General features: G+C 38.7%; 7 protein-coding genes. All 7 read right to left on the bottom strand.

The annotated features are described in order from the left end of the window. Positions 1–209: 209 nt before the first annotated feature. The 7 genes from menA to HXT37_RS03150 all read right to left on the bottom strand — a co-directional run bounded on the left by menA (position 210) and on the right by HXT37_RS03150 (position 13,781). Positions 210–1,295 (bottom strand): 1,4-dihydroxy-2-naphthoate octaprenyltransferase, encoded by a 1,086-nt coding sequence (gene menA, locus HXT37_RS03180; protein ID WP_033888750.1) that lies wholly within the window; start codon positions 1,293–1,295, stop codon positions 210–212. 54 nt (positions 1,296–1,349) lie between these two features. Continuing rightward, entirely contained in the window at positions 1,350–2,123 is a 774-nt protein-coding gene (locus HXT37_RS03175) for an energy-coupling factor transporter transmembrane component T family protein (protein ID WP_004111322.1), read from the bottom strand. 59 nt (positions 2,124–2,182) lie between these two features. After that, complete coding sequence (locus tag HXT37_RS03170) at positions 2,183–4,066, bottom strand: ABC transporter ATP-binding protein (protein ID WP_103013977.1); 1,884 nt, start codon at positions 4,064–4,066, stop codon at positions 2,183–2,185. Positions 4,067–4,268: 202 nt separating this feature from the next. Then, the gene (locus tag HXT37_RS03165) at positions 4,269–4,850 is read right to left on the bottom strand and encodes a tryptophan transporter (protein ID WP_012914058.1); all 582 of its coding nucleotides are present in this window, start codon (positions 4,848–4,850) and stop codon (positions 4,269–4,271) included. Between the two features lie 143 nt (positions 4,851–4,993). Then, entirely contained in the window at positions 4,994–5,620 is a 627-nt protein-coding gene (locus HXT37_RS03160) for a hypothetical protein (protein WP_004111317.1), read from the bottom strand. A gap of 669 nt (positions 5,621–6,289) precedes the next feature. After that, positions 6,290–11,944 (bottom strand): type I pullulanase, encoded by a 5,655-nt coding sequence (gene pulA, locus HXT37_RS03155; RefSeq protein WP_174182772.1) that lies wholly within the window; start codon positions 11,942–11,944, stop codon positions 6,290–6,292. A 259-nt stretch (positions 11,945–12,203) separates the two neighbouring features. After that, complete coding sequence (locus HXT37_RS03150) at positions 12,204–13,781, bottom strand: alpha-amylase (RefSeq protein WP_421779785.1); 1,578 nt, start codon at positions 13,779–13,781, stop codon at positions 12,204–12,206. Positions 13,782–13,825 lie beyond the last annotated feature (44 nt).

Below are 13,825 nucleotides of genomic sequence, written 5' to 3'. Positions count from 1 at the left end.
ACACATTCACAGGGCAACATCGCCATGCATCTTTAACATGGCGTTCGCGCAACGGCACACTCACAAACACTAGCGAAAATTGCGCATCATAACACAATCTGCAAGTCATTAAAATACCGCATGCGCACCATGTTCGTGTCAATTAATAATATCATAAGAATTGCAAGACGCGCGAACAAGCACATACAATTAGCACTATTTTGCTTATTTTATATAATCGCAGATAATAATACAGCCAACGCACCAAGTATTGCCTGAGCAACGCACATAGGAAAAGCATCCTTATAGTCACCCATAAGCACACATTTAGTAAATTTATAGGCTTTAATAATAATAACTAACAATAAAATCCACTGAAAAGTAGCAAAAAATAAATGCCACGAAGAATTGCATACAATTGCACTAAAACTGAGGAAAATTTCAACACTATAAAAGCGCCATATTGACGGCACTGCTGAAGGTAACGCAATAATCAAAACAGAATATGCAATCAAAAGAACAGCAGAAACAATGCTCATAGCAGCACATAAACGTCTGCCATTGCGCTCGCCAATTTTAACCATAGCAGTTATTTTTCCATGTTCTTTATCGCTTTTAATATCTCGAAGATTGTTTACCATCATTAAGCAAGCCGAATAAGCACCAGGAATGCAAGATATTAGCACACAAGCCAAAATCCTTTGCCTGTTATTGATAAATATGCTAGTTTCTGGAATACCAATTCCATATGTAATTGCGCATAACGAACCAATAAAAGGAACAGGGCCGAAAAATACAAACGCACTTACTTCTCCCCAACCCTTATAACCGTAAGGATGTTTACCTCCTGCATAAAACCATGCTGCAGCAAAGCACGCAATTCCAAGTAAAATAAACCAATATATTCCAGTTCGCAAAACAATAATCAAACCAAAAATACAAGAAATAAAAGCAGAAATTATTACGGCTTTAAGCACAGATTTCGCGGAAATTCCAGCATTTGCAAGGCGCCAAGATACATCGCACAAAGGTTTTGAATTATTGCTACTTAAAGCACGCAAACTACGATTCTCATCCAAGCCATTCAATCCGTCACAATAATCATTGGCATAATTGACGGCGATTTGTATAAACGCAGCAACCATGCAGCACAAGAAAAATTGTATAAAACATTGCTCTAGATGCATAACTGGTTCTTCAAAATACGAAAATCGTATCATTCTAAATGAAACCGCAAACGCCATAACAACAGGAACTAAGCCTATTGGAAGCGTGTAAATTCTTGCACCCTTAAGCCAAATTTTTACACTTTTCATCAAAAGCCTCATAAATTATTTATGATTTATTTATTTATGATTTACACAAATATTTTATACTAAATTTGGCAAAAAGATTGAAGTGCATATTGGTAAAGCAATAATAAGTGCAGAAATAACTAGAGACAAGAATCCACGCCATCCGAATGGGTATTTGTAATACGAAGACTTGCGTGTGCGCAAATAAAAACCGCGCTCTTCCGCTGCTAGTGCAGAACTATCTGCTTTACGCACTGAAGAAACCAAAAGAGGCACAATAAGAGGCATCATAAGTTTTAATTTTTTAAATGGATTTTTACTATCGTATTCAACTCCGCGAGCCATTTGAGCTTCTGTGATTTGAGACATTTCTTGCGCAAAAATAGGCACAAAACGAACCGCAGTAGTTATAGTAAAAGCGTAACAATATGGAATATGCAAATATTGGACTACAGCATTTGCAAGATCGTTTAATTTAGTTACTGTTAGTACGGTAACAAGAGGAAAAGCAAAGCAGAACAATCTCAAAGCAGCTTTTGCACCAATATCAATGCCGTGCAATGTGAACCACAAGAAAATATAGTTGCCACTTTGAGCAATAACAGTCTGCAGCAAAAACATTACGCAAGAAATTATTAACATAGCTTTAATAAGACCAGATAATGTTTTAACAACACGAGTAAAAGCCATGCCAATAAAAATAATAGCTGCAAGCGCAATAAGCGCGGAATACTGTTTAGCAATAAACACGCTTATTACAACACTCGTAGCAAGAATTAGTTTTGCAATAGGATTAGTGCGATGAAGAAAAGTGTTACCTGGCTGGTAAGTTAATAATCTCGTTTTCATAAATATCAGACGCCTTTACTTCTACTTTTATTTGCTACTTTTATTTGCTATTGCTTCTGTTAATTCTGCTGATTCTGTACAGTCTGTTTTGTGATTTTTTCGCCGCGCAACGCTTCTACTAATTCTTCGCGCACATACAAGCCATTGCACTTATTAAATCCATGCGCAACCAAGCCTTGAGAAACGGAACACAATAATGGTGGATACAATGCTGCAGCAGAGCACACTTCCGGTTTTTCAAACACATCGTACGCTGAACCATCAATAATAAGCTTTCCATCATTAATTGTTATAAGTCGAGTTGCATAATCAAGCACAACTTCCATATCGTGACAAACCATAATCACGCAACAACCGTTTTTTCTTAAACGCTCTACAACTTGCATAATTCTCATGCATTCCTTGTAATCAAGACCGCAAGTTGGCTCGTCAAGAAGAAGAATCTTAGGATTTGTTACAACTGTTGCAGCTAAAGCAACCATTTGACGCTGGCCACGAGAGAGCATAAACGGGCTAGCTTCAGAATCCAGCTCCAACTCATCAATAATTTCCATTGCGTGAGCTTTAGCTTCGTCCTCATTCTGACCAATCAAAATACAGCTTAAAGTAACTTCTTCAAGTACCGTTTCTTTGCATAATTGTCGGTCAGGATTTTGAAATAAGGTAGATACATATTTTGCTATTTGACTAATACGAAGAGACTTAGTGTCAACGCCATCAATTGTTACGTTGCCTTCTGTTGGTTTTAATAAACCATTAATAATTTTGGTAATAGTTGTTTTGCCAGCACCATTTCTACCAACAAGAGTTACGAGCTCTCCAGCGTAAGCTTCAAAAGACACGTTTTTTAGCGCACTAACGCCACTTTGATACAAAAAACTGACGTTTTTAAGCGAAAGACATGGTGAATCGTTTTTCGATTTATTTTGTGCGTAAGATTGTGTAGAGACTTGCGATTCGTGTGAAAAGTCGCAAGCAAGCGCCGATTTATTTGAATCGCATTCACGATTATCAAATTCACTATGTGAATCAACATGTGAAGTCAAAGATTTTTCACTATTAATCGTATTAACAATAGTATTTACTGTATCTTCTACAGACACAGGCAAATCGCTTTTAGAGCAAATATTCTCACGCTGTAAATCATTAACCAAATGCGTAGTACGCGGATAATTTATTCCAATAGAATAAAGCAAATCCATATTTTTCAACGCTTGGCTAACAGGCAAATCAAGCGACAAAATGCCATTAGAAAGCACAACTAAACGCTTGCAATACTCGCTTAAAAGCGCAACTTTTTGCTCAATTACAACAACCGTTATTCCAAAATTCTTATTCAAATCTTTAAGAATCGAAAAAATCATTTTAGAAGAAACAGGATCTAAAGCGCACGTCGGCTCATCTAACACCATAACTTTAGGCTTTAGCGCAAGAATAGCAGCAATTGCAACCTTCTGCTTTTGACCTCCAGACAAAGTGTCTAAATCACGGTTACGCAAATCACTAATGCCAACAATTTGCAAAGCTTCATCTATTCGACTTGGTATTTCGCTATGCGCAACGCCAAAATTTTCTAAGCCAAAAAGAATCTCATCTTCAACATTTGCGGCAACCATTTGCGCATCAATATCTTGAATAACAGATCCAACCAAGCAAGCAATGTTAGTTAAAGCAAGATTGTTAGTGTCTTGACCCGCAATCTTAACGCTTCCTAAAAGTTCGCCAGAATAATGATGCGGAATCGCGCCAGAAAAAAGCGAAGCAAGAGTTGTTTTTCCAGAGCCAGAAGGACCAATAATTCCCACAAATTCGCCAGATTCTACGCTAAGACTTACATCTTTTAGTGCAAAAGTGGAATCTTGTGCCTCTGAAGAGTCTAAAGAATCATCTTTATTCCGATTCACATACTTAAAAGACACATCTTTTAGCTCAAGCAAAGGCACAATAATTCCTAACTCTTAGAAACCTAACAATTACAATTACTAATGATATCTTACGATTATATTTATTCTGCGATTATATTCTTTGATGATTATATGACTTGCTGCATATTATCCAGCACAAACTATTCAACAAAATCATCAAATACATATTATCCAAAATACATATCATCTAAAATAAATCATCCAAAACAAATTCAAACACTTACTTATGCAGAACGAGTCGAATTGGGGTGTAAAGCACTTCAACAACAACAGCATTAAACACAGCAGTTCCAAAAATGATTGGAAGCATAACAAAAATCGTCTTAGGAGAATGAAGAACAAAGAAAGATGCAGTAGAAGCAAATATTAAACCAGAAACAACTGTAGTTATAAAAGTTGCTATAAGTGGGAAAATACTGAACTTTCTAGCAGCATCCTTAGGGAAAACGCGAACATAAGCCATAATCATCAAAGTCATAACAATCGCTGCCGGAATATCGCAAACATAATTAAGACCAGGAATAGATGCGTTAAATTGCATCAAAGTTGCAGCCAAAGCACCAATAATCGCGCCCTGAATAACATTTGGACGAACAAGCAAGATTGCAAGACAGAATGATGCGATTAAAAAGTTTGGTTTAATGTTTCCAATTGAAAGTGCTTTTGCAGCAGTAAAGTCAAGAATACATCCTGCTGCAAAAAGAACTGCAACCAACACTAAAGACGTAATATCTAAAGCATGCTTTTTAATGCTTACAGCATTAATCATGCTATCTGCATGTTCGCTAATTTCCTGATTCATAATCTTCTCCTTCATAATGCGATAATCAAATTTTAATTATCGACTTTTGATATTTATTTATGCTTACTTACATTCATTTATGTTTGTTTATATTTGTTTGCGTTTATTCAAGTTAATTTATTTACTTATTCTTCAATGTTGTTTTACTTGTGCAAAACAAGTCGAATTGGAGCGTAAAGCACTTCAACAACAACTGCATTAAATACTGCAGTTCCCAAAATAATTGGCAACATAACCATTACCATATTTGGAGAGTGAAGAATAAAGAAAGCTGCAATAAGAGCAAAAATGCAACCGGAAATTACTGTAGTAATGAAAGTAGCAATAAATGGGAATACGCTTACTTTACGAGCTGCATCCTTTGGGAACACGCGAATATAACCAATTAATATTGCAGTCATAATGATTGCAGCTGGAATATCACAAGCATACTCAAGGAACGGAATCGAAGTATTAAATTGAATTAACGTTGCAGCCAAAGCACCAATAATAGCACCCTGGTAAATCTTCGGTCTAACAAGCAAAATCGACAAGCAGAATGAAGCAATAACGAACTCAGGCTGAATATTTCCAATAGAAAGAGACTTTGCAACAGTAAAGTCAAGAATGCATCCTGCAGCAAAAAGCACTGCAACTAACACCAGTGAAGTAATATCTAATGCGTGATTCTTAACTTTCACATTTTGCATCATTGCAGCTGCAGCATCTGTAGTTGCGTTTGCACCATTGTTGTAAGCTTCCTTAACGGTTTCGTTAATTTCTTGAGCCATGATTTCTCTCCTTGTTTAAGCTTCATATTATTTGAATACAAAGCTATCGAATATTTTGTTGTTATTTGTGATTTGTGATTTGGTTATTTTTTAAAATTTAAGCTTATATACAAAAAGACCTCCGGGCTTACCCCGGAGGTCTTTTATAAGCTTTTATACGCAGCTTCTAAAACTTCAGAGTAAACTCACACCAAAGAGAAGACTGCCACCACCACATACGAGCAGCGTTAAGAGCATTGTGAGATTCAGCATTCATGTTCATGTTACGCATGATAACTGCCTCCTTAAGCTCATTAGCTGACTGTGGCTCACACACAAACCTCAACCGAAGTATTCGATATTTATTTGTGTTGGAAATGATGCTAACACTGCAAAAGTACAAATGCAAATATTGATTCGTAAAATATAATCATATTTTCAAAAATATAAGCAAAACATTACTTTTTAAAAATCTCCTATAAACCATTCTTACATAAGGAAAACAGCTACTATAATTTTAAAAAACGCCCGAAATTATTCAAAGCAAAAAATTTCTAAAAATAAGCGCAACACGCAAGCAAAAATAAAAAATGAGGGTAATAGCTTAGCAATTGCTACTACCCTCATTTTTTATTAAAACCTCAGTACTTAATCACAAAACACAAAATTATGCGAAAAGCACTTTGGATTTTAATAATTGCAAGACAGATGCTTAGAACGCCTTACTTTAATCAAGAAAGCACCTGCAACAGGCAACAATATTGCAATAATAAATGCGATTTGCGCTACACTACTGCCTGTTGAACTTAACGCATGAACATTCTTCTTAACAGCATTATTTACTACTGTTATTTCAGTCCAAGCAACTTGATTACCTTTTTCGTCAACCAAAACAACCGTATGCTTTCCGGTATATCCAGCTGGGAACTGAGCATCAAATTGAGGCTTGCCATTAACCATGCGAACAGTCACAAACTTTGAACCATCAGCACCCTTAAGCAAGCGTGGAGATGAATAGATATACGCGTAAGCATAAACTACTCCATCACGCTGCAAACGCTCGGTGAACTCTTTGTTTACAACATTAATTCTCACACTGTTAACAACACCTGCAGTTGCAACGTTATTGTTACCAACGCTAAGAGTTCCCTTTAATTCTGGATTAAGCTGCTGAACTGTTTTCGGAGCAACAGGTACAGGAGTAGATTCTGCTGGCTTAGCTGGAGCTGGTTTAGCAGAATCAGCTGGAGCCGGCTTTTCTGTTTTTTCCGACGGAACTGGCTTTTCCGACGGAACAGAAGGCTTAGACGGCTTTGATTGTTCACTGGACTCAGACGGAGTCGGCTTCGGAGCAGGAGCAGGAACTTGCTGATGCTCACCAGGTTTTGGAGCTGGAGCTGGCTTTGTGCCAGGCTGATCAGGTTTTGGCTTCTCAGGCTTCTTACTAGGATCCTCACCAGGCTTTGGCTTTTCACCAGGCTCAGACGGATTCTCAGGCTGTTTGCCAGGCTCATCACCAGGCTTTGCATCCGGAGGAATTGGCTTAGATTCCTTATCTTTACTAAGCAATACTGCTGTAGAAACAGGAGCAATCTTGTATGTGCCATCATCAGCAACAGTTGCATCTTGAGCAGTATCATTCACTTTGCCATTAGCAACAAGTGCAGAATACTTTCCTGCTGGAATCTTTACTTGAGTTTCAGCATTATTAGCATTGAACACTACAACATATTGCTTATCTGCATCGTTAAGTGTGTAAGCAATTACACCATCAGGAGTGCCATCAATCATCTTCATGTTCTTGTTAATTATTGCATAATCAAAATCACGAAGAGATTTAATGCTCTTACGTAGCTTCAACAATCCCTTGAAATAGTTCACGGAATCAGACTTGTCAGCAGCACGATTCCAATCAAGAGCATTGTCTTTATCGCCAGCATTGTAACTATTATCGTTACCATTCTTAGTTCGCAAGAATTCCTGACCAAGCTGAATAAACGGCATGCCGCGAGAAAGCAAAATCATTGAATTTGCAAGCTTTACTCGTCTCAATCGTACGTCTTCAGTGTCGTTAGGAGCAGAGACCTTTAGCTTATCATACAACGACAAGTTATCGTGAGCTTCAACATACTGAACAATTTGACCTGCATCAGCAAAGTGCGTTTCAGCATTACCATTCCAGCACTTAACAGTACTACTCGTGCCAAATTGGCAACCAAGCAAATTATGCTCAAGCAAAGCCTTAACACCTTTATCTGTATTGCCATTGACAAAACCAGTACCCTTAGCAGCAAACACAGAACCTTTTACAGAATCGCGGAATGAATCGTTAAAGAACGCTACTCCTGGAATCTTATAAGCATTTGGTTGAATAGTAGACTCGCTCTTAGGAAGCAGTTCATTCATATCCCAGCCTTCACCAAGCACAATAATTGAAGGATCAATCTTATTAAGCTCAGCACGCACTTCTTGCATAGTCTTCAGGTCAATTAAGCCCATCAAATCAAATCGGAAGCCGTCGAGGTTGTAATGCGTAGCCCAATACTTCACAGAATCCAAAATATACTTGCGCATCATTTGACGTTCAGACGCAGTATCGTTACCGCATCCAGAATTACCATTCAGAGCACCATCCTTATAGCGGAAGTAGTATCCAGGAACTGTCTTGTTAAACGAATGATTTTGTGCGTCGTAAACATGGTTGTAAACAACATCCATAATCACGCGCAAACCAGCCTTATGAAGGCCAGCAATCATTTGCTTAGCTTCCTGAACTCGCGTTGTTGGATTGGCAGGATTTGTAGAGTAAGATCCTTCAGGAACATTGTAGTTTTGCGGATCATAACCCCAGTTTTGAGCGCCTTGCTTTCCATAGCTCAAGTCACCAGTTTCATTCACAGAACCAAAATCATACATTGGCATGATTTGTACGTGAGTGACACCAAGCGACTTCAAATAATCAAAGCCAGAAACATTCTGCTTATCTTTAGTCTTAGTGCCTTCTTCTACTACGCCAAGATACTTGCCACGATGAGCATCGCTAATACCAGAGTTTGGATTGATCGAAAAGTCACGAACATCCATTTCTGCAATTGTTGCGTCACTTGGATTCGTAAACTTTGGCATACGATTTCCAGCACTGCCTGCGTCTTTATCTGCTAATACAACAGAACGCTCACCGTTTACTACTGCAGCTTTCGCATAAGGATCAGCAGAAACATTCACTGTGCCATCAGCAAAATGAACTTCATATGCGTAAGCTGTATTAGCTTTGTCACCTTCAAGCTTTACAGACCATACGCCACGATCTTCTGCTTTCATAGCTGTTTCTTTGTCTTTTTCAGCTTTTTCAGCAGTCGACTTATAAGTAATCAGCTTTACTTCAGTTGCTGTTGGAGCCCAAAGCTTGAAAGTAGTTGAAGAAGCAGAATACACAGCACCTAAATCATCACCATTGTACGCGTATTTCTTATCGAACTCATCGGTACGAATTACGCTAGCACCAGTTTTTGAGGAAGCAGAAAGCTTAATACCTGTAGCTAATCCTTTAATACTCAACTCATACTTATGCTTAATATTAAGGTCATTCTTGGTTTCGATAGTAATCTCTGAACCATTAGCTTTAGCAGAAGCAATTTCAACTTTCTTGCTAGGATTTTCACTAGTATCCAAAAGTGTTACGTCAGAATCTTTTACAGAAGACACGTCACCAGACACTTTTACAACTAACTTCTTTAAGCCAGCAATATCAGCAGACATCACGTGAGCTGTAAGTTGTGGCATAGTAGCGTTTAAGTACACTGTCATGTCATCTTGCATTAACCAGACTTCAGCACTACCCTTGTTTGGATTATTTGCATCTAGCTTAATCGCATTGTTTGGAATACTGCGATTGCTAGGATCTTGTTGATCCCAAGCGTTAATTGGCGTAGATTTTCTAACTTTGAAGCCAACACTGTCAATACCAGCATCATTCTTAGCAGTAAAGGTTGCAACTTTGCCATAATCGTCATGCGAAGTGAAGTAACGAGCAGTACCACCGGTTCCGTCATTCCAAGTCCACATGTTCCAGCCTTCATAATCGCCAGCATTCCTGCGATAATGAACTGTTACCTTTAGCTCTTTTGGCTTCTTCTTAAGGTTGTCTGGAGCAGCAAACTGCGTAGTATCCGATCCGCCTGTTACCCAAGCTTCAGCAAGACCACTTGCGCAGTTTTCAATAGCACGATCGCCACCGTCTTTATTCCAATCTTTTGTAGTAGTAATAAAGGAAAGTGACTTGTTTTCAAAAGAACCATCAACCGTAGTTTCAAAAACTTTTCCGAATTTATCAGTGCCATTAAATTTATGCCAAGCTCCAGGTAAATCTTTACCATCCTTGTCTTTGCCCCACAAATAAACGCCAATATCGCGAGTATCACCAGCTTTTGGCTTGTAGTGGATACGAACAGTAGTCTTTGGATTATATGCTACTGGGCAAGGATTTACTCCAACGCTACCCTTGTGATCTTGAGCTACATACGAATCAGTGTGAGCTGGAATCTTAAAGTTATTATTATCTCCTTCGTGATACCAGTAACCTTTGCCATCGTTAAACACTGCTTCATAAACTTTGCCATTGGTTCTAATTGTCTTCTTATACCAACTATCGCAAGCCTTTTGCATCTCATCGCCAGGAGCTTGAGTCCAGCTTGAGCCTATACCGTAGTGAACATATACTTTTTTACCGTTAAACTTTTCATCTGGCTTAAAGTAAATGGTCGTTGTAGGATCTTCTGGCATACCTGCATCAGGCTTTTCTTCACCATATTGAGGATCAGATGTGTCTGCGGCAGAGCCTGCCGGAGGATTAGCCTTTGTGGCATTAACATGTAAAGCTACTGCTTCGCGAGCGCCAATCTTGGTTCTAACTTCACCTTTTTCAACTTTAACAGTCTTAGAGCAGTCTCCTGCAGCATACACATTGCAGTACTCACCATCAGGCAAATCAGTCTTATAAGAAACTTCTTTTTCGTCAAGAGAATTGTTGATCGCTAAGAAGCCCTTCTTTTCGCGGCTAAAAGCAATGTTGTTATCGCCATCATCCTGCCAATTTGTGACTTTCGCACCTTGAACAGCATTGTAGAATCCAATCATTCCACGAATCGAAGTCCAACGCTGAGTGCACTGCCACTTTGAATTAGCACCACAAGTTACTTCCGGAACAGACGTTTCAGTTGCACCAGGAGCACCATCATCATTCTTATCGAACTTGTATCCGGAATACACGTTTGGAGTGCCGTATGGCCACGCGAGCATGAAAGCGTTTGCTAAAGCGTAACGACGACCGTCCTTATACGTAAGCACGCTGTTACCGCGCTCTGTATCCCAATTCGTAACGAAAATAGCAGCTTTATCGCTCTTAACCATTCCGTCTTGAACTTTGTTCAAAGGCTTACTTGCCTTCATCAGCGAGCCTTTGAAACTTTGCATAAGCTGGTAAGAGTAGCCAAACTCGTTAACTTCGCCTTCATTCAAATGCGCAGCTGGCTGAATTTGTTGAGCTTCTGAAGGATTGCCAATAGTTTCCTGCATCCACCAGATGTCATGAATCTTTTTGCTATCTTCAACACTTTCGTTGTATTGCCTTATAGCAGAAGCTTTAATGCCCCTCATATCTTCTGGCGAAATATGCTTTACAGCATCAACACGGAAACCAGCAACACCAAGCTTCAACAAATCTGCAAAATACTTACCTAAAACTTGCTGAACATGCGGCTTAGAAGTATCCAAATCAAGCAAACCAACAAGTCTGTGAGTCCAAACTTCTTCAGCATTCGTGTAATCTTTAATATTTTCAGTGCTCTTATGGAAATCATCCTTAGTGTATCCAGCGTCTTCAAAAGTCTGCGAAGCAGCATCATACTTACTACCACCAACGCCAACAGTATCCTTATTATCAACGCCAGCCATGTGATTAATTACAGCATCTGCAATAATTCCAACCTTTGCTGCTTTGCAAGTTTTAATCATATCTTTAAACTCAGCTTCAGTGCCAAGTTTAGAATCAAGCTTATAGCTCACAGGCTGGTAAGAAGTCCACCAAGCTTTACCTTTAATATGATCCTGAGAAGGCGAAATTTGCACATACTTCACACCTTCAGGGCCATAAGTTTTAGTGCACTCTTGAGCAATACTCTTCCAATTCTGCTGGAATGCAGTAACAATAACACCTTTACCTTTAAGAGTTACATTCGAAGAAGTTTCTTTGCTATTGCTAGACTCCCCGCTAGTCACAGCGTTTGCGCTAATTGTAACAGCAAAACCAGTTACAAGCATTGCAACAGACGCAACAATAGCAACCATCTTCGATGCAAAGTGTCGACGATGACTCATCAGTATCCTTTCCTCCATTGGTATTAACGCGCTCCTTCCTTGGACGCATTAATAGCTCTAATACACAAGCGATGGCTAGCACAACTATGATGCTAACCATCGCCTAATAATATGTACAATCAGCGGAGAAAATTATACCATCTACATACTGACAATATTGCAATAACTATACAAAAACTGTAATAATATCAATATAAATTTATTTCCAAATCGTCTTTTACTTCACATCCTACTTATTAGAACCTGCCTTATTTTTGCGCAAAATCAAAGCTAGTTCAATCAATAGCACAGCGAAAACAATTACAATCATCGTAACAGTACTAAACGTGGAAGTACTTCCAAAATGCTCTACAGCCTTAACATGCAAAGCAATAGCAGAATAAGCTGGAATAGTTGTCTCTACTTTCCCACCATTTACAGTAACTGTGCTAAAGCATTTACGTGAAGCATATACGTTGCAATACTCACCATCAGGCAAATCAGTTTTATAACTCACATTTTTAGGCTTGTCAGTATTGTTAATCGCCAAGAATCCCTTGTTTTCGCGACTAAAAGCAATGTTATTATCGTTGTCATCTTGCCATTGAGTCACTTTCGTGCCCTTAACAGCATTATAGAATCCAATCATTCCACGAATCGAAGTCCAACGCTGAGCGCATTGCCACTTTGAATTCTTGCCGCACTTTACATCTGGAATGTGCGTATCAGTTGCACCAGGAGCACCATCATCGCGCTGCGTGAACTTATATCCAGAATAAATATTTGGTGTTCCATAAGGATAAGCAAGCATAAAAGCATTAGCTAACTCGTACTTTGCTCCATCCTTATAAGTGAGAACTCGAGTCGAATTGTCACGCTCAGTATCCCAGTTAGTCACAAAAATAGCGGCTTTCTTATTAGGAATAAGCTGATCTGTAATATGAGACAAATTCTCAATTGAACCATAGAAATAATTACGCAAGCGATACGAGTATTCAAACTCATCTACTTCGCCTGTACCAACATATTGATCCGGCTGAATTTTAGGATCTTGTTCAGGGAAACCAATTGTTTCTTGCATCCACCAAATATTTTCAGGCTTCATTCCAGCAGCCTTAGCAGCAGCTTCTTTAATACCTTTTACATCCTCAGGACACATATGTTTTGCGGCATCAACTCTAAAGCCTGTAACACCCATTTTTAGCAATTTTGCAAAATAGTTACCAAGAATTTTTTGTACATGAGGCTTAGAAGTATCCAAATCAAGCAAACCAACTAAACGATAATTCCAAACGACTTGCGCATCTTTATATGTGTAAATATCTTTATCTATTTGGTGAAAATCATCTTTTGTGTAACCAGCATCCGGATAGCTTTGATTTGCCGCATCATACTTACTACCGCCAACACCTACAGTATCTTTATTGCTATCACCGGTTGTGTGATTAATTACAGCATCAACAACAACTCCAACACCAGCAGCCTTGCAAGTAATAATCATATTTTTAAACTCGTCTTCAGTGCCAAGCTTTGAATTTAGATTGTAACTAACTGGCTGGTAAGAAGTCCACCACGCTGTACCTTTAATATGATCCTGCGGCGGCGAAACCTGTACATAACTCACACCCTCAGGACCATAAGTTTGCTTACACTCTTTTGCAATACTTTTCCAATTTTGCTGAAAAGCAGTAACAATCACACCTTTTGGCGGAAGACCGTCTGTTGATTTAGTTGAAGCAAATGCCGAAGAGTTTGGGACAATAGCAAAAATACACATTAATACTGTTGCTACAGCAGCAATTGCAGCAATTGCAGTAAAAGAGCACATTACATTGCGCTTGTAATTATCGATTAATTCGCAAGCATAATTAC

This window comes from Gardnerella sp. DNF01151 (assembly GCF_049244235.1).
Lineage (GTDB): Bacteria > Actinomycetota > Actinomycetes > Actinomycetales > Bifidobacteriaceae > Bifidobacterium > Bifidobacterium swidsinskii.
The sequence above is the reverse complement of the archived record's forward strand: the minus strand, read 5'-3'. Positions and strand labels throughout refer to the sequence as shown.

Coding starts and splice junctions, on each gene's coding strand:
- HXT37_RS03165 (WP_012914058.1), bottom strand. CDS start 4,850: ATGAATCAGGAAATTAGCGAACATGCAGATAGCATGATTAATGCTGTA.
- HXT37_RS03150 (WP_421779785.1), bottom strand. CDS start 13,781: ATGTGCTCTTTTACTGCAATTGCTGCAATTGCTGCTGTAGCAACAGTA.
- pulA (WP_174182772.1), bottom strand. CDS start 11,944: ATGGTTGCTATTGTTGCGTCTGTTGCAATGCTTGTAACTGGTTTTGCT.
- HXT37_RS03175 (WP_004111322.1), bottom strand. CDS start 2,123: ATGAAAACGAGATTATTAACTTACCAGCCAGGTAACACTTTTCTTCAT.
- menA (WP_033888750.1), bottom strand. CDS start 1,295: ATGAAAAGTGTAAAAATTTGGCTTAAGGGTGCAAGAATTTACACGCTT.
- HXT37_RS03160 (WP_004111317.1), bottom strand. CDS start 5,620: ATGGCTCAAGAAATTAACGAAACCGTTAAGGAAGCTTACAACAATGGT.